The sequence below is a fragment of the Stenotrophomonas sp. YJH_SMC_133 genome (assembly GCF_059370655.1).
Map to the genome: position 1 here is coordinate 13601 of NZ_JCAFTW010000018.1, position 23094 is coordinate 36694.

Consider the following 23094-nt stretch of genomic DNA (forward strand, 5'->3'; position numbering starts at 1 on the left):
TTGCGCTGCCGGGGCTTTGCGTCTGCCTGCGTACCGGCAACAATGCGTGCTTCATGGACGTGATGAGGGGCAGGGAGATGCGATCGACGACGTGGGATGCCAGGCCAGCGGAGCCCGGCCGATGATCGAGATGATCGAAATGCTGCTTGCCCTCTGGGTACTTCCCAGTCTGTTGACCCTGGCGCTGATGCTGCTGATGTTGTTCGGCGCGCCACGGTGGCGCGGCAATCCCTGGGTGTACCGTGTCGGCTTCGCGTTGCTGGGCGGGTTTCTGACACCGACGTTGTTGGGGGCCGGTCACGGTGGGTTGCCGTGCGCGACTATCGGCGGGCTGGTGATGATACTGACGCAGCTGCAATGGATCGGCGATCTGCAGGTCGACTTCATGGGGATCGGGATTCGCAACAGGGGCATCTGGATCATGTCCACCCCCGCGTTGGTGGTGTTCGCCGCCATGATGTTCGTTCCGCTGCGAACGGCACGGCCGGCCCGTTTCGGCTTTGGCGACGACGGCAACGGCAACGGCAACGGCTAGCCGCTGTGTGCGGGGATGGGGCGTGGGTCTGCATTGCCCATCCATGCATGGCGTGGATCTACGGATGAGCCCTGGCAGGGGCCAATCTTGGTTGGCGCATCAAGCTGTCGCACTGACGTCATGGCTCCTTCACAGATCGCGCCGAGACTGCGCGCCTTGTCCAGCCCTGTTGTTTCCGAACAGGTGCTGGCCCTGTCGCGTCCTCCCGGAGCCCTGCCGTGCATCGTTCGAAGCTCTCGCGTTCCATCCTCCTCGCCCTTTCCATGGCCAGCGCAGGAGGCGCGATCGCAGCGGAAGCCGATGCGGTCGATGCCGCCGGCGGCAGCCACGCCGCACCCACCCAGCTCGACGCGATGCTGGTCACCGGTACCCGCGCGTCCAACCGCACCCAGTTCGAAACACTGGCGCCGGTGGACGTGTTCACCAAGGAAGACATCACGTCCGTCGAATCCACCGACCTGAAGGACGTGCTGGCCCAGCTGGTGCCCTCGTTCGTGGTGCAGCGCCTGCCGATGGCAGATGGCCAGGTGTTCGTGCGTCCGGCGACGCTGCGTGGCCTGTCGCCGGACCAGACCCTGGTGCTGGTCAACGGTCGCCGCTTCCACCGCAGCGCGCTGCTCGGCAACCGTGGTGCGCAGGCCGCTGATCTGGCTCAGATTCCGACCAGCGCGATCAAGCGCATCGAGGTGCTGCGTGATGGCGCGTCGGCGCAGTACGGCTCGGATGCCATCGCCGGTGTCATCAACATCATCCTCGAGGATGGCCCAGGTACCGAGATCACCGCCGGCTATTCGCAGTACGCGCGGGGCGACGGTGCTTCGCGCGATTTCAGTGCGCGCACCGGCTGGTCGCTGGGCGACTACGGCAGCCTGGTGCTGTTCGCCGAATCGTCCAACTCCGACGCCACCTCGCGCACGCGCCAGCGCCCCGATGCCATCGCCTTGCAGGCTGCACATCCGGAGCTGGACGTGCCCAATCCGGTGCAGCGCTGGGGCCAGCCGGAACTGGAAAGCCGCCGCGTCGGCTTCAACGTGAAGGCCAATGCCAGCGAGACGCTGGAGCTCTATGCCTTCGGCCTGTACAGCCACAGCGATGGCGTCAGTGATTTCAACTGGCGCAACCCGGACACCACCACCGGCGCGTACCGCACCACCTCCATCTTCCCCGGCTGGAACCTGCGCTCGCTGTATCCGGTCGGCTTCAGCCCGCAGTACGGCAACGTCCAGAACGACCTGCAGCTGGTCGGTGGCCTGCGCGGCGAGATCACGCCGAAGCTGCGCTGGGATGTCAGCGCCTCGTATGGCCGCAACGCCATCGACTACAGCTTGAAGAACTCGATCAATGCCTCGCTCGGCCCGGCCAGCCCGACCGACTTCGATCTCGGCCGCCTGACCCAGACCGAGAAGAACGCCAACGCCGACTTCAACTACGAGTGGGAGGTGGGCGCGCTGTCCAAGCCGATCAACGTCGCCTTCGGTGGCGAGTTCCGCCAGGAGACCTACCAGGTGCGCGCCGGTGACCCGGCGTCGTACGCGGTGGGTCCGGGCGCGGCCGCGGGCCTGGAAGCCAATTCCAATGGCGCGCCGGGCTTCTCGGCCAGCCAGGCCGGGCAGTGGAGCCAGCGCAGCAAGGCCGCCTACGTGGACATGGAAGTGCCGCTGGGCGAGCGCTGGGGCATCGGCGCGGCCAGCCGTTACGAGGACTTCTCCAGCTTCGGCAGCACACTGGATGGCAAGCTGTCGGCGCGCTTTGCGATCACCCCGGACGTGGCCCTGCGCGGCACCGTGTCCAGCGGCTTCCGCGCACCGACGCCGGCGCAGCTCAACACCACCAGCACCACCCAGGGCCTGGACACGCGCACGCTGCAGATCTTCACCAGTGGCCGCCTGTCGCCGAACGATCCGCTGGCGCAGCTGCTTGGAGCCAAGCCGTTGAAGCCGGAGGAATCGCGCACCGCCTCGCTGGGCCTGACCTGGCGCACCGACCTGGGCCTGTCCGGCTCGGTGGATGTCTACCAGATCAAGCTCACCGACCGCTTCAGCCAGTCGGCCAGTTTCGCCATTCAGGCCGGTACGCCCAATCCGCTGGGCTATACCTCGGTGAACTACTTCACCAACGACTTCGACACCACCACCACCGGCGTGGACGTGGTTGGCAACTACCTGCGCGACCTCGGCGCCGGCCGCATGACGCTGACCCTGGCCTACAACTACAACCGTACACGCGTGGACAACGGCAGCACCTCGGTGGCCACCAATGAGACCCAGCGCGTGCTGTTCGAAGACCGGCTGCCCGAGCACAAGGGCAGTCTGACCGGCAGCTGGGACATCGGTGCCTGGTCGCTGATGGCGCGCATGCGCTACTACGGCGCCTGGACCGATTCCAGCGGCAACGCGGTGGGCGACATCTACCAGCGCTTCGGTGCGATGAGCTTCCTCGACCTGGCCGTGGGCTATCGCATCAACGAGCACCACAGCCTGCGCGTGGGCGCCGACAATGTGTTCGATCGCTACCCGGATGAGGCCACGTTCCAGGCCAGCCGTGGCCTGGTCTACTCGCGCAACGCGCCGTACGACACCGACGGTGCCAACCTGTACGCGCAGTACCGGCTGACCTTCTGATGGACGCTCGTCGTCGTTCCCTGCTGCGTGCCGGCACCCTGCTGCCGGCTGCAGCTGCGCTGTCTTCACTGCCTGCCAGCGCCGCTGCGCGCTACGCTTCGCCGATGGAGATTCCCTCGACGACCGTGGCGCCGGACGTGCTGGCCCACGATGAAGGCTATTGGGCCGCCGTGGCCAGCCACTTCGACATCACCGATGAAGTGAACCACCTGGAGAACGGCTACTGGGGCGCGATGGGTCGTGAGACGCTGGCCAGCTACCAGCGCCACACCGCTGAAGTGAATCGTGGCAACGCTTGGTATGGGCGCCGCGCGTTTCCGGCGCAATACATGGCGGTGCAGCGAGAGGTAGCCGAACTGCTGGGTGTGGGTGCTGATGAGATCGCACTGACGCGGGGGGCCACCGAGGCGATGCTGGCGCTGATCGGTGGCTACAACCGCCTGCAGCCCGGCGACCAGGTGTTGTATGCCGACATCGACTACGACAGCATGATCGGCGCGATGCGCTGGCTGCAGCAGCGTCGCGGCGTGCAGGTCGAGCGTATCGCGCTACCGGCCGTGCCCGACCACGCGCAGATCCTGCAGGCCTACGAGGCCGCGTTCGCGCGGTTGCCGCGCCTGAAACTGGTGCTGCTGACCCAGGTCAGCCATCGCCATGGGCTGGTGCTGCCGGTGGCCGAGATCGCCGAGCGTGCGCGGGCACGCGGTATCGATGTGATCGTTGATGCTGCCCATGGTTTCGGTCAGATCGACTACGCCGTGCCGGATCTGAAAGCTGACTTCGTGGGCATCAATCTGCACAAATGGATCGGCGCGCCGGTCGGTGTCGGCGCGATGTACGTGCGCAAGGGGCGCGTGGCGGACCTGGACCCGTACATGGGCGAGACCGATGATGGCCGTGTCGGCAGCCGCGTGCACACCGGTACGGTCAACTTCGCCGCCTACCTGGCACTGCCGGAGGCGATTGCCCTGCATCAGCGCGTAGGTGTGGCCAACAAGCAGGCGCGGCTGCGCTACCTGCGCGAGCGCTGGACCGTGCCAGCGCGGAAGATGGCGCACATCGAAGTGCTGTCTTCGCCGAACCCGGCGCTGGCCAGTGCGCTGGCCAGCTTCCGCCTGCGCGGGCGCACCAGCGTGGCTGACAACCTCGCGCTGCAGAAGCGCCTGCTGGATGAGCATCGGATTTTCACCACGTATCGCGATGGCCTGGACTCGGGTGCCTGTGTACGCGTGACGCCATCGGTGTTCACCCGGCCGGAGCAGATGGATGCGCTGGTGAAGGCCCTCTCCGCCTTGGCCTGACCCTGCTTTGGTGGGTGCCAACCTTGGTTGGCACATTCCAACCGTGCCGGGGAATCTTCCGCCGGCCAGCGGCCGGCGCTGCCGGTCGGGTGGGTGCCGACTGTTGGTTGGCACATTCCAACCGTGCCGGGGAATCTTCCGCCGGCCAGCGGCCGGCGCTACCGATCTGGTGGGTGCCAACCTTGGTTGGCACATTCCAACCGTGCCGGGGAATCTTCTGCTGGCCAGCGGCCGGCACTACCGGTCGGGTGGGTGCCAACCTTGGTTGGCACATTCCAACCGTGCCGGGGAATCTTCTCCCGGCCAGCGGCCGGCACTACCGGTCGGGTGGGTGCCAACCTTGGTTGGCACATTCCAACCGTGCCGGGGAATCTTCCGCCGGCCAGCGGCCGGCGCTACCGGTCGGGTGGGTGCCAACCTTGGTTGGCACATTCCAACCGTGCCGGGGAATCTTCTGCTGGCCAGCGGCCGGCACTACCGGTCGGGTGGGTGCCAACCTTGGTTGGCACATTCCAACCGTGCCGGGGAATCTTCTGCCGGCCAGCGGCCGGCACTACCGGTCGGGTGGGTGCCGACCGTTGGTCGGCACATCCCATTCCAGGGCTACCGCTCGATCGTCGGCAACGCATCGGACAACAACAACCGATCAATCCGTCGCAGCGCACTCTCCAGCTGTCGGCGGTCCGTCGCCAGCCCCAGCGACAAACGCACGCCGCTCTGGTGCGAAACCCTTGGCGGACAGAACGCCGAAGATGGCGCAATCGCCAGCCCCTGCAGCTGTGCGGTACGCACCAGCGTGGCATCGGTCCACGGCGCCGGCACCCGGCACCAGGCATGCAGGCCTTCCGCGCGCTGCAGCAGCGATGGCGCCAGCAGATAGCGCGCCATGCGCATGCGCTCGCGTGCCTCGGTGCGCACCTGGGCCAGCAGTGACTGCGCCGAACCATCCAGCAGCAGCTGGCTGGCCAACGCCGAGACCAGCGGATGACCCATCAGCCGCGTCGCCCGCAATGCAGCCGTCATCGCCTCGGCGTGCGCAGCGCTTGGGCACTGCACGAACGCAGTGCGCAGGCCGGGGCTGATCACCTTCGACAGCGTCGCCACGTAGAACACATGACGCGGTGCCAGTGCCGCCAGCGGTGTCGGTGCATCCTCGGCGAGGTGCCAGTAAGGATCGTCTTCGATCGCCAGCAGGCCTTCCCTCTCCAGAACACGCGCCAGCGCTTCGCGCCGCTGCAGCGGCAGGGTCAGCGCGGTCGGGTTCTGGCAGGTGGGATTGAGATAGACCAACCGCGCGCCGCTTTCGCGTGCCAGCCGGGCCAACGCATCGGGGCACATGCCGTGTTCGTCGCTGTCCACCGGCAGCAGCCGCCGGCCCAGTGCGGCGGCGGCCTGCAGCAGGCCCGGATAGACCAGCGCATCGCAGAGGATCGCATCATCGTCGCGGCCCTGGCTGACCAGGATCGCGGCAAGCGCCACCTGGGCGCCTTCGGTCAGCAGCAGGCAGGCGTCGTCCACCTTTCCCAGCATCGGTTGCAGCCAGCGCGCCGCTGCGTGGCGGTCGGTCGGGTTGCCGCCGCCCAGGTGATAGGTCATCAGGTTGGGCGCGTTGCTGCGTGCAAGCACGGCGGCGGCGCCGCGGCGCAGGGTCTCGGCCAGCGCATCGGCGTCGGGCACCGGTGGCACGTTCATGCTCAGGTCCACCACCTGGTCGAAGCCGGCCTTGGGCGGTGCGATGAAACTGCCTTGTGGCCCGCGTGCTTCGATCAGGCCGCGCTTGCGTGCTTCATCGAAGGCGCGGGTGACCGTGGTCAGGTCGATGCCGAGCTGCTGCGCCAACGCGCGCTGCGAGGGCAGGCGCTGTCCGGGTGCGAGGCCGCCACGGCGCACCGTGCGTTCCAGCGAATTGACGATGCGCAGGTAGATCGGCCCGTTGTGCGCGAGCACGTCCTGCACCCATTCGCGCGCTGCGACATCCGGTCGCGGCATGTACGGAGCATGTCGGGGCGTATCGTTGCTTCCAACGGCGGGAGCCTGTCCATAACCATCGGTCGGTTCGGACAGGTGACCGCCGTTGTTGTTTGCGGCGGCCGCACCGGCCAGCGTCAGTGATGTCATTGCGCGTCCTCAGCGCTTGGCCTGCCAGGGGCAGTAGCAGCCCACGGCAAGCAGTCCCTTTGGGCGCACGGTCTCGCCGCGCACCAGTCTGTCCAGCAGCGGTTCGACAAAGCTGTTGGCCGAGTTGCAGACCATGCCGATGCTGTACGGCCCGGCATAGGCGAGGTGGCCCTGGCGATCCCAGATGGCTACGGCGGGGCTGGCCGGGATGTGTTCGATACCGTCGATGGTCGGCAGGTTGATCACCTTGTTGCGCAGCGGCTCGGGCAGCTCGCCCTGGGTACCGGGGCGGCGGATCGCATAGAAGTCGATGCCGGCGCGGCGGTACATGCTGATCAGGTAGCTCAGGTGCGCACCGGTCTCGCGGTTGCACACGCTGCAGGCCGGGTCCCAGAAATGCACCACGCGGATGCGGCCGGTATCACCGGCCAGATCGGCCGGCAGGCGCAGTTGCGAGTCGTCGAAGACGATGGCCTGTTCGGTGAAGGTGGACTGCGCGCTGTAGCCGAAGTACTGCCACAGCGCAGCCGCCACGCCGGCCATGAACAGGCAGGCGAGGGCGATCATCGTCGGCAGCAGCCAGCGGCGACGCGGCGCGGCTGCGCCCATCAGGACGCGTCCCCGCCGAACTTGTGCACGTACTGCTTGCGCATCTCGCGGCAGGAATCGGCCTGCGCGCGGCGCTGGATCTCGCTACGCGACGGATCCTCGCTGCGCTGCACGCACTGCTCGATGGCGTGGCGTTCGGCGGCCTGCACGTCCACGGTCTGCGGCTGCAGGCAGACCCAGGCCAGCGCGGCCAGCATCAACACCACAAAGCCACCGCACCCGGCCATCACCAGGTGGAACTTCAGTTTCTCGGCGCGCATCGATGCACGTCCCTTCATCCATACATTGCATACAAAATATCATCTTGTATGGATGAAGTGCCATGCACCCGGTTCAGACGATGGCGTTGTGCCGGGCCTCGGGGGCTTCGGACAGAATCTCGTTCAGCTTGGCCAGCGCCCCGGCCAGCGCGCCCTGGTCGACTGCGCCTCCCAGCGACAGGCGGATCGCGTTGCCCGGCGGCGGCTCTTCCACGCTGAAGGCATCGGAGCTGGCGATGCCCAGGCCCTGTTCCTGTGCGGCCTGGATCAACCGGTACTGGTCCAGCCGTGGCGGCAGCGGCAGCCACACATGCAGGCCGGCCGGATGCGCCTGGGCGCGGGGCGGCAGGAACTGCGCGGCAATCGCCTGGCGCTCGCGCAGTTCCTGCTGGAAGCGCTGCACCATGTCCCGGGCCTGGCCGCTGCGGATCCACTGCGACGCCACCGCCACCATCGACTGGGTCGGCATCAGTGCGATCGCACGCAGGGCGTCCAGCACCGGTTCCATCGGCTCGCCGGCCGGCACCACCAGGTAGGCGGTGCGCAGGCCCGGCGCCAGGCACTTGGACAGGGTGGAGATGTAATACACCGGGCAACCGGCGTGGCGGTGGGCGGCCAGCGGTGGCGCGGCGTCACCGGCCAGCAACCAGTAGGGATCGTCTTCGATCACGGTCAGATCGTGGCGCTCCGCCACCGCCAGCAGGGCCTGCCGGCGCTGCGCCGACATCGTTGCCGTGGTCGGGTTCTGGATGGTCGGCACCAGGTACAGCAGGCGCGGGCGGCGTAGCTGGCAGGCCTCCTCCAGCGCGTCCGGCAGCATGCCCTCGGCGTCCATCGCCACCGGCACCACGCCCCGCTGCAGCACGCGCGCGGCGGCCAGCAGGCCCGGGTAGGTCAGCTGCTCGGCGGCGATCAGCTCGCCCGGCTGGGTGCGGGCCAGGATCAGCGCGCACAGCGCGGTCTGCGCGCCCGGGCAAATCACCACCTGGTCGGCACCGACCGTGCCCAGCATTGGCGCCAGCCACTGCACCGCGGCGGCGCGGTCCTCACGGGTGCCGGCGCCGACGTGATAGCTCATCAGTTCGCCCTGGCCCAGCTGCTGGCCCACGTGCTGGAAGCCGGCCTCCATGCCCTGTGCGAACGGCGCGCTGCCCAGCAGCGGCGGGATGTTCATGCTCAGGTCCACCGAGGTGCTGCGGTTGCCGGCCGACAGCGCGATGAAGGTGCCGCCGGCGCCCTGCGCGTCGAGCAGGCCGGCCTGGCGCAGCTCGGCGAAGGCGCGGGTGACCGTGGTCAGGTCCACGCCCACCTGCTGGGCCAGGTCGCGCTGTGGCGGCAGCCGGTCGCCCGGGCGCAGCACGCCGTCATCCACCGCCTCGCGCACCTGCTGGGCAATCTGCAGGTACAGCGGGCCGGCGCCCTCGCGGAAGGGGCGAACCCAGGTGCGATTGGGGTGTTTCAGGCGGCGGCCGGCGGCAGGTGGCGTCATCGGTCAGTTTTTTCCATACGTACAGATGCACAAGTCCATACAATGCTGTATCTTGTATGGGCTTGATTGGAGTGGTTCGCCTGCTTGTAGGCGACCTCGTACCCACAGTGTAGCCGCTCCACGCCCGGGCGCTGCGCGCAGGCGAGCCGGTCAAGCGCGCTTCTTCAACAGGGTTGACCTCCAATGAATATCTGCTGGAACCGCATCCGCCTGGCGCTGGTCGCCCTGGCCTGCGTCGGCCTGTCGGGCTGTGACTGGGTGCTGCTGGATTCGAAGGGCATGGTCGGGCTCGCCCAGCGCGACCTGATCCTGATCTGCATCGGCCTGATGCTGATCGTGGTGATACCGGCCATCGTGCTGACCTTCGTATTCGCGTGGCGCTTCCGCGCCGGCAACACCAAAACGAAATACACGCCGGACTGGTCGCACTCCACCAAGGTGGAAATCGTGGTCTGGGGCGTGCCGCTGATCATCATCGCGGTGCTGGCGGTGATCGTGTGGAAGTCGACCCACGAGCTGGACCCGTACAAGCCGCTGGACGTGGCCGGTGAGCCGCTGCACGTGGACGTGATCGCCACCGACTGGAAATGGGTGTTCGTGTACCCGGACCTGGGCATCGCCACGGTCAACCAGCTCAACTTCCCGGCCAACCGCCCGCTGGCGTTCAACATCACCTCCAACTCGACGATGAATACCTTTTTCATCCCGCAGCTGGGAGGGCAGATCTACGCGATGGCCGGCATGCGCACGCAGCTGCACCTGATCGCCAACGAGCCCGGCCAGTTCCGTGGCATGTCCGGCAACTACAGCGGGCATGGCTTCTCGAACATGAAGTTCATCGCCACTGCCAGCAGCAACGAAGACTTCGATCGCTGGGTGGCCGAGGTGCGCAGCGCGCCGGACGCGCTCAGCTTCACGCAGTTCAAGGCGCTGGCCGCACCGTCGAAGAACGTACCGGTGCAGCACTTCTCCAGTGTTGAACCGCTGCTGTTCAAGAAGGTCATCGACCAGTTCATCGGCGTCGGTGAGAACACCGCTGCTGCTACCCCGGCGGGCGCTGCCGGCGGTGCCCAGGTTTCCCAGGAGTAACGAACATGTTGGGTAAATTGACGTGGGAGGCCGTGCCACTGCACGAGCCGATCGTCGTGGTCACATTGGCGGCCATGGTGCTGGGCGGCCTCGCGCTGCTCGGCGCGGTGACGTACTTCAAGCTGTGGGGTCCGCTCTGGCGTGACTGGTTCACCACCGTGGACCACAAGAAGATCGGCATCATGTACGTGGTGGTGGCGCTGGTCATGCTGGTGCGTGGCTTTGCCGATGCGCTGATGATGCGCGCGCAGCTGGCGGCGGCCGGGCCGGGCAGTGACGGCTTCCTGCCACCGGAGCACTACGACCAGATCTTCACCGCGCACGGCGTGATCATGATCTTCTTCGTGGCCACCCCGTTCGTGGTCGGCCTGATGAACATCATCGTGCCGCTGCAGATCGGTGCGCGCGACATGGCGTTCCCGTTCCTCAACGCCTTCAGCTTCTGGATCTTCGTGGTCGGCGCAGCGTTGATGATGATCTCGCTGGGCGTTGGCGAATTCGCCATGACCGGTTGGGTCGCCTATCCGCCGCTGTCGGGCATCGAGTTCAGTCCAGGGGTCGGTGTCGACTACTACATCTGGGCGTTGCAGGCTTCGGGCATCGGCACATTGCTGACCGGCGTCAACCTGTTCATCACCATCCTGCGCACGCGTGCGCCGGGCATGACCCTGATGAAGATGCCGGTGTTCACCTGGACCGTGCTGGTCACCAGCGTGATCATCATCGCCGCCTTCCCGATCCTGACCGTGGCACTGGGTGCACTTACCCTGGACCGTTACCTGGACTTCAATTTCTACACCAACACGTTGGGTGGCAACCCGATGATGTACGTGAACCTGGTGTGGGCCTGGGGCCATCCGGAGGTGTATATCCTGGTGCTGCCGGCGTTCGGCATCTTCTCTGAAGTGACCGCCACGTTCGCGCGCAAGAAGCTGTTCGGCTACAAGTCGATGGTCGGTGCCACGCTGGCGATCGGCATCCTGTCGTTCATTGTCTGGCTGCACCACTTCTTCACCATGGGCTCCGGTGCCAGCGTCAATGCCTTCTTCGGCATCATGACGATGATCATCGCCATCCCCACCGGTGTGAAGATCTTCACCTGGCTGTTCACCATGTACGGCGGCCGCGTCGAGTTCAGCGTGCCGATGCTGTGGACCATCGCCTTCCTGGTCACCTTCACCATCGGTGGCATGACCGGCGTGCTGCTGGCCATTCCGGGCGCGGACTTCCTGCTGCACAACAGCCTGTTCCTGGTCGCGCACTTCCACAACACCATCATCGGCGGCGCGCTGTTCGGCTACCTGGCCGGCTTCGCCTACTGGTTCCCGAAGGTGTTCGGCTTCACGCTCAACGAGCGTCTGGGCAAGTGGTCGTTCGCCTGCTGGGTGATCGGCTTCTACCTGGCCTTCATGCCGCTGTACATGCTGGGCTTCATGGGCATGACCCGCCGCATGAACCAGTACGACAACCCGGCGTGGACGCCGTACCTGATTGCCGCCTTCATCGGTGCACTGTTCGTGTTCGCGGGCATCATCCTGATGCTGGTGCAGATCTACGTGAGCGTGCGCGACCGCAAGCGCAACCTGGACCTGACCGGCGACCCGTGGAATGCACGCACGCTGGAATGGGCCACGCCGTCGCCGCCGCCGTTCTACAACTTCGCCGTGGTGCCCAAGGCCGATGAGCTGGACGCCTTCCACGAAGCGAAGAAGCGCGGCCTGCCGCCGCCGCCGAAGAAGTACGCACCGATCCACATGCCGAAGAACACCGGCGTGCCGCTGATCCTCAACATCTGGATCCTGGTGCTGTGCTTCGCCCTGGTCTGGCACATCTGGTGGATGGCCGCAGCCAGCTTCATCGCGATGATCGTCACCCTGATCGTCCGGTCCTACGACGAGGACGTGGACTACTACGTCAGTTCCGAAGAGGTGGCGCGCACCGAAGCGGCCAGCCTTGCCAAGCTGAAGGAGGTACGCGCATGAACCTGTTGACCCGCCCCGAGCTGGCCAGCGACACGCAGGCGCACGAGGACCACCACGAGCACGACCACGGCCACGAACAGGGCGGCATGAAGGTGTTCGGCATGTGGGTCTACCTCATGTCCGACCTGGTGCTGTTCGGTTCGCTGTTCGCCTCGTACGCGGTGCTCAGCACCGCCTACGCAGGCGGCCCCACCGGCAAGGACTTGTTCTCGCTGCCGTTCGTGATGGCCGAGACCTTCCTGCTGCTGGTCTCCAGCATCACCTACGGCCAGGCCGTACTGGCGATGCATCGCCACGACACCTCGGCGGTGCTGCGCTGGCTGGGCGTGACCTTCGTGCTCGGTGCCTCGTTCATCGGCATGGAGATCTACGAGTTCTCGCACCTGATCCACGAAGGCGCAGGCCCCAGCACCAGTGCCTACCTGTCGGCGTTCTTCGCGCTGGTCGCCACCCACGGCCTGCACGTGGCCAGCGGCCTGATCTGGATGGCGGTGGTCATGCACCAGGTCTACCGCCGTGGCCTGACCCCGACCAACATCACCCGCGTGTCGTGCCTGAGCCTGTTCTGGCACTTCCTGGACCTGGTGTGGATCTGCGTCTTCACCTTCGTCTATCTGATCGGAGCCTTCTGACATGGCCCACGTCGAAACTTCGCGCGCCGGCAATGCGCACGGCTCCACCAAGTCCTACCTGATCGGCTTCGTGCTGTGCGCGCTGCTGACCGTGGTGCCGTTCGCACTGGTGATGAACCCGGTGCTGTCGCGGCCGCTCACGCTGTTCCTGCTGGTCGGCTTCGCGGTGGCGCAGATCCTGGTGCAGCTGGTCTATTTCCTGCACATGGACCGCAAGTCCGAAGGTGGCTGGAACCTGGCCAGCTTCGTGTTCACCCTGGTGATCCTGTTCATCATCGTCGCGTTGTCGGTGTGGATCATCTGGAGCATGCACTACCACATGATGATCAACTGAGCCTGCGAACCGTGAAAGGCATCGCGTTCCCCCAACGTGGCCTGCGGCTGGTCGCAGGCCTGCTGCTCGGCCTGCTGGCCGGCTGCAGTGCGCAGTCGCGCATGGACTTCTACTCCAAGGACATCGCCTGCGAAGAGCTCGGCCAGCAGTGGTCGATGCCCGACAGCCACGGCACCGTGCGTGGCCCGAAGGACCTGCAGGGGCAGGTGACCTATCTGTTCTTCGGTTTCACCAGTTGCCCGGACGTGTGCCCGACCACCATGGTCGAGCTGAGCCAGGTCAAGCACCTGATGGGCAAGGATGCCGACCAGCTGCAGGTGGTGTTCGTCAGCGTTGACCCGGCCCGCGACACCCCGGAGGTCGCGCGCACCTACGTGGAAGCGTTCGACCCCAAGGCGATCGCACTGGTCGGCAACGAAGCGCAGCTGGCCGCGATGGCCAGCGACTTCAAGGCGTTCTACGAAAAGGAACCCGGCCAGGTACCGGATACCTACACGATGAGCCACATTGCGGGCGGCTACGTGTTCGACCGCCAGGGTCGACTGCGCCTGTTCGCGCCGTACGGCATGCCGGTGGAAAAGCTGTTCTCGGACGTGCAGCGACTGCTGCTGGAGCCCGCTCATCCCGCCGCCGGCAACGACGCGCTGGCCAGCTGCAGCCGCAAGCACAGCGACACACTCGCCGCCCGCTGACGCCACCTTTACCGCGGTGGGTGCCGACCGTTGGTCGGCACACCCCCACACCAATCCCCGGCCGGCCAGGAGAGCCAGCCGGCCGGGGGCACCACTCAACGCCTTACTTGGTTTCTTCCCACTGCACCACGTCCGGCTCGGTGGCGCGGATACCGGCGGTGGACAGCAGCCTGGTGGTCGCATCCAGTGCCGCGTTCACCGACGGATACTCCACGATGGCCTGGCCCGAAGCCTTCGACACCTTCACCACGGTGCCACCGGTGGCCGTAGCCGCGCGCTGGGCCGATGCCGCATCGGTGAAGAACACCTTGACCCGCGAGGTCGCCACCACCGGCGCTCCGTCGCGGGAGACCGCCGCCGCGAACTTGCCGGCACCGGCATCAGCAGGCGCGGCCGCTGCGCCATCCAGCGAACGCTTGGTACGCGAACTGGTGGTCGCCGCCGCCTGCGGGGTGATCGTGAACTGACCGCCGCTGGCCTGCTTCACGGTGGTCGAGGGAGACAGCTGGAAGCGCGTGCCGCCCACATCGAACGAGCGGCCGGTAGCGGACGCCTTCAGTTCCTGCGCATCCACGGTCGACAGGGTCCTGGCTGGAGGGGTCTGCCCCGAGCTCTGTGCCCAGGCAGGGGAGGTCATCGCCGCGAAGGCGAGCGTGCTCAACAGAATGGTGGTCTTCATCATCAGTGCCCCAGAACGCGGATCTTGAAGAATTCGAGGTTGCCGCGCGAAGCTGCGGTCGCGGCCTGCCCCATGTCGGTCACTTCCAGCGTCCAGGTGCCGCTGGCATTTTCATCCAGGAAGGCATTGCTGGACAGCAGGTCCCAGCTGGTGAAGTTGCTCTGCGCGCCACCCGTGCCCGAACCGATCGCGGTGAACGCCGGTTGCACCACGCTGCGGGTGCCGCTGGGCGACACCAGCACGAACTGCAGCTGGCGCGTGTTGCGGTGGTTGACCCGGAAGCCCAGCTGCACGCTTTCGATGTTGCGCGCGCCGTTGGCCAACTGGAAGGTCAGGCGTGCGGCGGCAGCCGAGGTGTTGCCGATGGCCACGGTACGCGTGGTGTTGCGCCAGCCGCTGTCGACCAGCGCACCGAGCGACTGGAAGTTCTCGGCGACCTGCACTGCACGTGCAGCGTTGACCACGCCGAAGCCATACCAGTTGCTGTAGGCACGGCCGGCAGCATTCACCGTCCAGCCCGGCACCAGCGTGCGCCCGTCGGCCAGTGTCACCGCCGGCTGGTTCGGGTGGTTGCGGGTGGCGGTAGTGGCCAGGATGTACTTCACATCGCGATAGGACAGGTTCGGATTGGCTTCCAGCACCAGTGCGGCCACGCCCGACACCATCGGTGCCGACGCCGAGGTGCCGTTCATCTTGGCGGTGTAGTTGCAGGTGCTGTCGATGGCCGACAGGTTGCTGTCCAGCGTGTTCTGGCGGTTGGTGTTCTTGTTGCTGCCCTGCGCGCACCCGGTCACGTCGGTGGTGACGATGGCCGGGTCGTACGCGCGTGCCACCAGGCCGGGCGCGTACTGCGCCTGCAGGCCGTACTCACCGCCAAAGGCCGACACCCACAGGGCCGAGCCGGTGGAGGAGTACGACGAGCGCACGCCATCGGCGCGCACCGCGCCTACGGTGATCACGTTGAACAGGTTGTTGCGCGGGTCGCGGCCGGCCGGCACGCAGCCGGTGTTGCGGTTCTTGGTGTCGGTGGTGCAGACATCCTGGGTCTGGCTGATCGAGGCATTGTTGAAGTTGTTGCCGGCCGACTTCACGTAGATGCCGCCGCGGCCACCGCGCGTCCCCGACAGGGCCTGTTCATACGAACGAATCGTGTTTTCGCTGTACGCCAGCGGCAGGTTCGGATTGCCCGGGCCGGCGCCCCAGCTGTTGTTGAACACTTGCACGTCGGCCGACTCCGCGCCGTCCCACCAGGCGTACTCGATGTTGCTCTGCTGGTTGCCCAGGGCTGAGCGCGAAATCGGGTTGAAGCCCTTCAGCGTCGCCGCCGGGGCCACACCGCGCACGCCCAGGTTGTTGGCGCCCACCGCACCGGCGATGCCACCGACCATGGTGCCGTGGTTGTCGACATCCGGGTTGGTCGGGGTGGGGTTGTTCGAGCCATTGGTGAAGTTCTTGCCGGCCACCGCGGCCACGTTGGCCGCCAGGTCCGGATGCGCGATCTGCAGGCCATCGTCGACGATGGCGATGGTGACGCCCTGGCCACGGATGCCATTGCGGAACAGGCCATCCACGTTCAGATCGTTGCCGGCCACCGGCAGTGTGTCGGCCGGGACCGTCTGACCGGTGTTGAGCAGGTGCCACTGGATACCCGCCAGCGGATCCGCCTGTTGGGCCTGGGCGGTGGCGGCCAGGCTGCCCAGCACCAGGGCAGTGGCGAGGGCCAGGCGCGCAGAGCGCGGTGGCGCGGAGCGTTGCGTGTGTCGCTTCATACACGAATCCTTCTGTTGTGAATCGGCATGGCAGGACGGCGGGGCGGAACTGCCCCATCGCAACGAGCCAAACGCGACACAACGAACAACCCCCTACCTCTTCACACAAACAATCTGCGAATGTGCCAATTGCGTCACAAACGCTTAGTACGTCAGGTTATGACAGGGCATTCGAATGCCTTCACGCCATCTTCGCGCGTCTGCTTCGAGGGCCGGAAACGAGGTAATCACATGCAGATGAAGACACGCATGAAGAATGGACGCCAGCGTGCACGTGCGCGCGCAGACCAGACCCCGCTCTCGGTTGCCGCCATCCGCAAGGTGGTGCTGTCCGTGCATACGCGCAGCCACGACTATGGCGACGATGCCGATATCGCCGAGTTGCTGCCCGAGCTGGCCGCATTCGGCATCACCACGGTGAAACCGCTGCGGCTGTTGATGAAGAGGCACCGACGCGCGCTGCTGCAGGAGGAACGGATCGTCATGCGCCGCGCAGAGACGCTGCATCTGCGCACCGAGGGCGGCTCGGTGGCATAGACGTGCATGCCAACACCAGCCGCTACGCCATCGGCGGCCTGGTCCGCACCAGCATGGAACACGAATTCGGCTTCGAGACGATGCTGCCCTTCCACGAGGTGCGCGAGGACGAATCCGCGTAGCGGGGTGCCTGCGCGGTGGGTGTGGCAGCCCCGCCGGGTATCATCGCGCGCCCTCACATCGCGCTGTGTTACTACAGCCCGTGCACCCTTCCGCACGGAGCACGATGATGGTCAATCCGCTCGCCCAGGCCCATCGCGGCCTCGGCACCACGCTGTTCAGCCTGTTGAACCCGATACCCTTCGGCTTCTTCGTCGGTGCACTGATCTTCGACGCTATCTACCTCAACAGCGCCGAGGTGATGTGGGGCAAGGCCGCCGCCTGGCTGATCACCTTCGGCCTGCTGATCGCCATCCTTCCGCGCCTGATCAACCTGTTCGCGGTCTGGCGCCCCAACGGCACGGCCACCCGTATCGACCGCATCGACTTCTTCCTCAACCTGGTCGCGGTGGTGCTGGCCATCTGGAACGCCTTCGTGCACAGCCGCGATGCGTATGCCGTTGCAGTGCCAGGCACGATCCTGTCGGCGCTGACCGTGGCCCTGATCGCCTTGGGCCTGATCCTGCTGTCACTGCAGCCGCCGGTGCTGCAGGGAGGTCGTCATGGCTAAGCACATCCTGCCCACCGTCGCCGCCTTGGCATTGGCCGCCGCCCTGTCGGCCTGCGCCGGCAAGGCCGAGTACCATCCGGCCGACCAGTCGGGCCCGCAGCCGCCGCTGCCCAAGCCGGCCAACTTCCTGATGCCGCCGATGCAGGTGCCCAAGGGCGTCGGCTGGGCTGATGGACAGACCCCCACGGTGGTCGAAGGCCTGAAGATCGAGCGCATCGCCGCCAACCTGCAGCATCCGCGGCGGCTGCTGACCCTGCCCAACGGCGATGTACTGGTGGTGGAAGGCAACGGCCCCGGCGAAGAACCGGTCACCACGCCCAAGCAGTGGATCGCCGGCAAGGTGAAGGCGCGCTCGGGCAAGGCCGGCAAGGGCGGCAACCGGGTCACCCTGCTGCGCCGCACGCCGGGCATGAACACCTGGACCCAGCATGTCTACATCGAAGGCCTGCATTCGCCGTTCGGCATCCAGCTGATCGGCGACACGCTGTACGTGGCCAACACCGGCAACATCGTGCAGTACCACTACGTGCCTGGTGAAACCCGCATGTCCGACAAGGGCCGCGAGTTCACCGACCTGCCCAGCACCATCAACCACCACTGGACCAAGGAACTGCTGGCCAGCCGCGATGGCCGCAAGCTGTACGTGGGCGTGGGCTCCAACAGCAACATCACCGAAAATGGTCTGGCCGTCGAATACCGCCGCGCGGTGGTGCTGGAAGTGGACGTGGCCACCCGTGGCAGCCGCATCTTTGCGTCGGGCATCCGCAACCCGACCGGGCTGGACTGGGAGCCGAGCACTGGCACGTTGTGGGCGGTGGCCAACGAACGCGACGAGATCGGTGCCGACCTGGTGCCGGATTACCTCACCTCGGTGAAGGAGGATGGCTTCTACGGCTGGCCCTACAGCTACTACGGCCAGCACGTGGACGAGCGCGTGCAGCCGCAGCGGCCGGACCTGGTGGCCAAGGCGATCACGCCGGACTACGCCATCGGCTCGCACGTGGCACCGCTGGGCCTGTTGTTCTACACCGGCCAGGCATTGCCGGCGCAGTACCACGGCGGCGCCTTCATCGGCGAGCACGGCAGCTGGGATCGTTCACCACTGAGCGGCTACGAAGTGGTCTACGTACCGTTCAAGGACGGCAAGCCGACCGGGCGGCCGCAGACCGTGGTCAGCGGCTTCGCCTCGAAGGACGAGAAGAAGCTGATGGGTGCGCCGGTGGGCATGGCGATGGACGCCGAAGGCGCGCTGCTGGTGGCCGACGACGTGGGCGACGTGGTGTGGCGGGTGTCGGCCAAGTAGCTGTGTAGCGTCGAGCCATGGCCGAAGAACATCCGGTAGAGTCGACTGTCAGTCGACTCGAGCGCGCAGCGCGTGCTTCCCCGGTAAGCAGCGAAGGGCAGTCGACACTACCCTGTCGACTCCGCCCTGCCGGTTCTGCCACCGGGTTCAGCGTGCCCGGAACCCGCTGAACACCGACTCGGCAGCAAACCCCACGCCACCCAGCAGCACGCCGAAATACACCACCGTGGCCACCACGAAACCATAACCGGCGGCCACCGCCGCACCATCGCGCTGGATGAAGCCAATCGCAAACGACATCAGTGCCAACGCGGGCAAGGTATTGCTGAAGGGAATCGGCCCAGCCGGGGCCATCAGCAGCAGGGTCGCGAACACCAGCATCAGGTTGTTCAGGCGCATCATCTTCTTCGAGCGCACCATCACCGCCAGCCGCATCGGCCGCGACAACCGCTCCATGCGGTGCACCCACTTCAGCGCACGGCCGAGGTTGGCCTTCAGCTTGTCGGTGGCGATCTCGCGGCGCGCAAGCTTCTGCGGCACCCACAGCGGGCGGTTGCGCACCCGGCTCAGGCCGATCAGCAGGATCGAGGCACCAAACACCGTACTCAGCCCGGGAATCGACACCGGGATGATGAAGATGGCCGAGAGCAGGATCACGATCAGCAACAGGCCTTCATCGCCCAGCGCACTGAGCAGGGTGCCGACACGCACCTGGTCGCCGGGCAGCTCGTCGATCATCTGCTCGATCTGCTGGGCCAGGGGGGCGCTGTCGTCGGTTTCGGGGGCACGGTAGGTCATGCGTCGCAAGCTTCTCCAGGGAAGGGCGGTCAGCGGGCCGTCCTGCGGTGGGGAACGCACAGGCTCCTGCAGTATCCCGGCCAACGTGGGCAAAGAGGTGAACCGGGCATGAGGGGGTAAACTGGCGTGCCCCGAACGAGTTGAACGCAATGGACATGGGCCGCAGGCAATCGACCATCGAACTGGTCGCCATCGACATGGATGGCACCCTGCTGGACCCGTCGCACCAGCTCACCCCACGCGCCAGGAAGGCCATCGCGCAGGCGCGCGCGCTGGGCGTGCACATCGTGCTGACCAGTGGCCGCCCGGTTCCGGGCCTGGCGCCGTACCTGCACGAGCTCGGCATCACCGGCAACGACGACTACTGCATCGCCTGCAATGGCGGCCTGGTGCAGCGCATCGGCACGCGCGAAACCGTGGTCGAGTATCCGCTCAGCTTCGACGACTTCCTGTTCTGCGAGCAGGTGGCCCGTGACCTGGGCGTGCACTTCCAGGCGCTGGACAGCCAGCGCATGTACACGCCCAACCAGGACATCAGCTACTACACCGTGGCCGACTCGCATCTCTCGCGGATGCCGCTGTCGTATCGCCGCGTGGCCGACATGGACCCGTCGATGTCCTTCATCAAGCTGATGATGATCGACGAGCCCGAGGTACTGGATGCCGCCATCGCGCGCCTGCCCAGCGAACTGACCGAGCGCTTCGCGGTATTGAAGAGCGCGCCGTACTTCCTGGAAGTGTTCGACCACCGCGCAGGCAAGGGCCCGAGCCTGCAGCAGCTGGCCGAGCATCTGGGCATCGACCGCGCCAACGTGATGGCCATCGGCGACCAGGAAAACGATCTGACCATGCTGCAGTACGCCGGTACCAGCGTGGCGATGGGCAATGCCATTGATGCAGTGAAGGCGGTGGCGCGGTTTGAGACCAGCAGCAATGCTGATGACGGCGTGGCGCGCGCGATCGAGCGCTTCGTCCTGCAGTAACCGCGCGGCCAGCTGCCCTGGTAGGTGCCAACCTTGGTTGGCACACACAAACGGCAAGCGCCGACCAAGGGCTATACCCACGTATAACCCACCCATCCCCACCGCCATTGGCGCTGTACCACGGTGCAATGGCGGATGCGGCAGTGCGATGCAAGAATTCCGCACGTCGAAATCACCCCACCGAATCCCACGGCAGATGATCGTCTTCGTCTGCTGACCGGCGCGCACTACGCCGTCACTCCCTCAACGCGATCGCACCGCCAGCCAGGGCGCCGACACCGGTGCTGCAACGCGCTGGGCGTGCGCCTGCGCCGCTCTCTCCCTGCACCCTGGATCTACTGCCATGAACACCCCACCCACGACGCGCCTCGCCCTGGCCATCATTGCTGCCATCGCCGCACCTGCGTACGCCGCAGAAACGCACGATGCCGCGCACGACTCGCCCACCACGCTCAACGCCCTGCAGGTGATCGCCACGCCGCGCGGTGCGGCCGTGGCACCGACCCAGGTGGTCGGCCCCAACCGCTACATCATCAAGGCCGAAGACCTCGACGCGATGGTCACCGGCAACAACGGCCTGGCCATGCTGAAGCAGGTGCCGGGCGCGAGCTATACCGCCACCGACGGGCTGGGCCTGGATATCTCGGCCACCAGCCTGTTCGTGCGCGGCTTCCGCATGAACGAAATGGGCATCACCTTCGAAGGCGTGCCGCTGAACGACAACGGCTTCCTCTCGCTCACCGGCACCAGCGTGGTGAACGTGGGCGTGCCCGATGGCATCGGCGCGATCACGGTCAGCCCCGGTGGCGCACCGGTCAGCGTGTTCTCCAGCAGCGTCAACGGCGGCAGCCTGGAATACCGCCTGCGCGAGCTGCAGGACACGCCCAGCCTGCGCGTGAAGCAGGGCGTGGGCAGCAACAACACGCTGGTCACCACCGCATCCGGGCAGAGCGGCCAGCTCGGCGAGCATGGCCCGAAAGTACTGGTCGACCTGCAGCGTGTGTCCGCCGACAAGTACCAGGGCGAGGGCACGCAGAACTTCCTGCGCGGCGACCTGAAGCTCCAGCAGGACGTCGCCTGGGGCGATTTCACCGTGTTCCTGTCAGACAGCAAGGCCAAGGTCTGGGGCTACAACAACATCTCCTTCGACATGATCCGCAAGCTGGGCTGGAAGGCCGACATCTTCTACCCGGACTACGCTTGGGCGTATTACGTGGCCTCGCCGGAGAATGCGGACAAGTCCTGCGGCGCCTACACCTGCGGTGAGCTGTCCGAACTGATTCCGTACGACACCGGTCAGATCACCCGTGACCGGGTGTCTTCGATCAGCCATCGCTTCCAGATCAGTCCGGCGCTGAGCGGCAACGTGCAGTTGTACAACGCCAACAGCCACACCCAGGCCACGCTGACCGACCCGACCGTACCGTCACCCAACGGCGCGCCGTTCTCCGAACAGGTGCAGACACCGCGCCTCAACCGGCTGGGCGGCATGCTCAACCTGCAGTTCGAGGCGGGCGCGCACACCTTCACCGCCGGCTTCTGGCAGGAGAAGAGCAAGGCCGCCGCCAAGACCGAGTGGTACCAGCAGCCGCTGCTGGGCGAGGGCCCGCCGCTGAAGGCCACCGGTCCGTTCGATGTGTATGGCCCCGCGTTCAAGACCGACAACGCATCGAGCTGGGTGACCCGCTCGCGTCAGTTCTACCTGCAGGACGACATCGTGTTGAACGACACGCTGAAGCTGGGTGTCGGCTTCAAGGCCGTGGATTTCCGCACCAGTGGTGGCGGCCTCGGTGATGCCAAGGACCGGCCGGTGAACGGCACGCTGCGCGCGAAAAGCAACTTCCTGCCGCATGTCTCGCTGTTCTGGAGCCCGACCGAATCCACCGATGCCTTCATCGACCTGGCCAACACCATGAACGGCTACCGCGTCGCCCAGCGCGGCAACATCGGCTACACCGCCTCGGCGTGGACCATCACCGACCAGGAAGAGTTCGATCGCGTGGCGGGCACGCTGCGTCCGGAGAAGAACTGGAACCTCACCGTGGGCGCGTCGCATCGCTTCGACCGGCTGACGATCACCGGCGACGTGTTCTACAACGACATCCGCAATCGCCTGCTGTCGGCGGCCATCGGCACCCAGTTCGCACAGATCAATACCGTGCGGTTGATGCCGAAGATGCACGTGATCGGTGCCGACCTCGGCATCACCGCCGATCTGACCGACCACCTGCAGTTCTACCAGGGCGTGGCCGTGGCCCGTTCCTACTACGACAGTGACTTCGTGGTGGGCGACACGGTGTACCCGATCAAGGGCAACGCCCAGCCGGGTTACCCGCAGATCTCGCTGGTCAGCGACCTGTCGGCGCATTTCGGCGATTGGCGTTTTGGTGCCACCAGCACCTCCTACCTGCGCCAGCCCTTCACCTACGAGAACGACATCCGCGTGCCGACGTTCTGGCAGGTCAATACCTATGCCGCCTACCGCTTCGGTACGGACAGCGCGGTGCCCGGCCTGGAGCTGCGGCTGGACGTGAGCAACCTGTTCAACCGCCACAACATCGGCACCGCCACCATTGCAGGCTCGTCATTCTCGGGGGATTACCAGACCCTGCAGCGCAGCGCGCCACGGCAGCTGATGTTCAGTACCTCGATGACGTTCTGAGGCAACGAAGGCCGGGGTCAGAGCCCTTTGC

At 66.2% G+C, this 23094-nt stretch carries 20 protein-coding genes; 13 read left to right on the forward strand and 7 right to left on the reverse strand.

What is annotated here, in order from left to right; translation table 11 throughout:
• The first annotated feature begins 121 nt into the window (after positions 1-121).
• From AC5P78_RS19850 to AC5P78_RS19860, 3 genes are all read left to right on the forward strand, one after another.
• Complete coding sequence (locus tag AC5P78_RS19850) at positions 122-535, forward strand: hypothetical protein (RefSeq protein ID WP_005411483.1); 414 nt, start codon at positions 122-124, stop codon at positions 533-535.
• Between the two features lie 218 nt (positions 536-753).
• Entirely contained in the window at positions 754-3156 is a 2403-nt protein-coding gene (locus AC5P78_RS19855; protein ID WP_495217334.1) for a TonB-dependent receptor plug domain-containing protein, read from the forward strand.
• Entirely contained in the window at positions 3156-4457 is a 1302-nt protein-coding gene (locus AC5P78_RS19860; protein ID WP_099523838.1) for an aminotransferase class V-fold PLP-dependent enzyme, read from the forward strand. The genes AC5P78_RS19855 and AC5P78_RS19860 overlap by 1 nt, the downstream gene beginning before the upstream one ends.
• 603 nt (positions 4458-5060) lie before the next feature.
• Here AC5P78_RS19860 and AC5P78_RS19865 read toward each other — a convergent pair.
• The 4 genes from AC5P78_RS19865 to AC5P78_RS19880 are packed head-to-tail and all read right to left on the reverse strand — an operon-like array spanning position 5061 to position 8933.
• Positions 5061-6575 (reverse strand): aminotransferase-like domain-containing protein, encoded by a 1515-nt coding sequence (locus AC5P78_RS19865; protein ID WP_495217335.1) that lies wholly within the window; start codon positions 6573-6575, stop codon positions 5061-5063.
• A gap of 9 nt (positions 6576-6584) precedes the next feature.
• Positions 6585-7184, reverse strand: a complete 600-nt coding sequence (locus tag AC5P78_RS19870; RefSeq protein ID WP_049395335.1) for a DUF6436 domain-containing protein — start codon at positions 7182-7184, stop codon at positions 6585-6587.
• Complete coding sequence (locus AC5P78_RS19875) at positions 7184-7462, reverse strand: hypothetical protein (RefSeq protein WP_005420041.1); 279 nt, start codon at positions 7460-7462, stop codon at positions 7184-7186. Before AC5P78_RS19875 ends, AC5P78_RS19870 begins: the two co-directional genes overlap by 1 nt.
• 55 nt (positions 7463-7517) lie before the next feature.
• Positions 7518-8933 carry an aminotransferase-like domain-containing protein gene (locus AC5P78_RS19880; RefSeq protein ID WP_012481501.1) on the reverse strand — a complete coding sequence of 472 codons (1416 nt, stop codon included), beginning with the start codon at positions 8931-8933 and terminating at the stop codon, positions 7518-7520.
• 183 nt (positions 8934-9116) lie between these two features.
• On the opposite strand from AC5P78_RS19880, the gene cyoA reads away from it, so the two are divergent.
• Genes cyoA through AC5P78_RS19905 form a run of 5 tightly spaced genes read left to right on the forward strand, consistent with a single transcriptional unit; the run spans position 9117 to position 13662 of the window.
• Entirely contained in the window at positions 9117-10022 is a 906-nt protein-coding gene (gene cyoA / locus AC5P78_RS19885; protein ID WP_109337129.1) for a ubiquinol oxidase subunit II, read from the forward strand.
• Positions 10023-10027: 5 nt separating this feature from the next.
• On the forward strand, positions 10028-12004 hold the full coding sequence (cyoB, locus tag AC5P78_RS19890) for a cytochrome o ubiquinol oxidase subunit I (RefSeq protein WP_495217336.1): 1977 nt from the start codon (positions 10028-10030) through the stop codon (positions 12002-12004).
• A complete protein-coding gene (cyoC, locus tag AC5P78_RS19895) occupies positions 12001-12636 on the forward strand; it encodes a cytochrome o ubiquinol oxidase subunit III (RefSeq protein ID WP_080281857.1) in 636 nt (211 codons plus the stop codon). Before cyoB ends, cyoC begins: the two co-directional genes overlap by 4 nt.
• 1 nt (position 12637) lies before the next feature.
• Positions 12638-12970 carry a cytochrome o ubiquinol oxidase subunit IV gene (cyoD, locus tag AC5P78_RS19900; protein WP_005411473.1) on the forward strand — a complete coding sequence of 111 codons (333 nt, stop codon included), beginning with the start codon at positions 12638-12640 and terminating at the stop codon, positions 12968-12970.
• Positions 12971-12981: 11 nt separating this feature from the next.
• Positions 12982-13662: an SCO family protein gene (locus AC5P78_RS19905; protein ID WP_495217337.1), complete on the forward strand. Its 681-nt coding sequence runs from the start codon at positions 12982-12984 to the stop codon at positions 13660-13662.
• Between the two features lie 103 nt (positions 13663-13765).
• On the opposite strand, the gene AC5P78_RS19910 is transcribed toward AC5P78_RS19905, so the two are convergent.
• Together AC5P78_RS19910 and AC5P78_RS19915 are read right to left on the reverse strand one after the other, a co-directional pair.
• Positions 13766-14344, reverse strand: a complete 579-nt coding sequence (locus AC5P78_RS19910; RefSeq protein ID WP_005414757.1) for a hypothetical protein — start codon at positions 14342-14344, stop codon at positions 13766-13768.
• Positions 14344-16110, reverse strand: coding sequence for a S8 family serine peptidase (locus tag AC5P78_RS19915; RefSeq protein WP_005411470.1), 1767 nt, complete (start codon positions 16108-16110; stop codon positions 14344-14346). The genes AC5P78_RS19910 and AC5P78_RS19915 overlap by 1 nt, the downstream gene beginning before the upstream one ends.
• 231 nt (positions 16111-16341) lie before the next feature.
• Between AC5P78_RS19915 and AC5P78_RS19920 the strand changes: the two genes are divergently transcribed.
• The 3 genes from AC5P78_RS19920 to AC5P78_RS19930 all read left to right on the forward strand — a co-directional run bounded on the left by AC5P78_RS19920 (position 16342) and on the right by AC5P78_RS19930 (position 18620).
• On the forward strand, positions 16342-16647 hold the full coding sequence (locus AC5P78_RS19920) for a hypothetical protein (protein WP_229302613.1): 306 nt from the start codon (positions 16342-16344) through the stop codon (positions 16645-16647).
• A 229-nt stretch (positions 16648-16876) separates the two neighbouring features.
• Complete coding sequence (locus tag AC5P78_RS19925; RefSeq protein ID WP_062605460.1) at positions 16877-17317, forward strand: DUF2231 domain-containing protein; 441 nt, start codon at positions 16877-16879, stop codon at positions 17315-17317.
• Positions 17310-18620 (forward strand): PQQ-dependent sugar dehydrogenase, encoded by a 1311-nt coding sequence (locus AC5P78_RS19930; protein ID WP_495217338.1) that lies wholly within the window; start codon positions 17310-17312, stop codon positions 18618-18620. The genes AC5P78_RS19925 and AC5P78_RS19930 overlap by 8 nt, the downstream gene beginning before the upstream one ends.
• 147 nt (positions 18621-18767) lie before the next feature.
• On the opposite strand, the gene AC5P78_RS19935 is transcribed toward AC5P78_RS19930, so the two are convergent.
• A complete protein-coding gene (locus AC5P78_RS19935) occupies positions 18768-19418 on the reverse strand; it encodes an exopolysaccharide biosynthesis protein (RefSeq protein ID WP_005411467.1) in 651 nt (216 codons plus the stop codon).
• A gap of 149 nt (positions 19419-19567) precedes the next feature.
• On the opposite strand from AC5P78_RS19935, the gene yidA reads away from it, so the two are divergent.
• Positions 19568-20401: a sugar-phosphatase gene (gene yidA, locus AC5P78_RS19940; RefSeq protein WP_099498016.1), complete on the forward strand. Its 834-nt coding sequence runs from the start codon at positions 19568-19570 to the stop codon at positions 20399-20401.
• 343 nt (positions 20402-20744) lie between these two features.
• Positions 20745-23063 (forward strand): TonB-dependent receptor, encoded by a 2319-nt coding sequence (locus AC5P78_RS19945; protein WP_495217339.1) that lies wholly within the window; start codon positions 20745-20747, stop codon positions 23061-23063.
• The last annotated feature ends 31 nt before the right edge of the window (positions 23064-23094 follow it).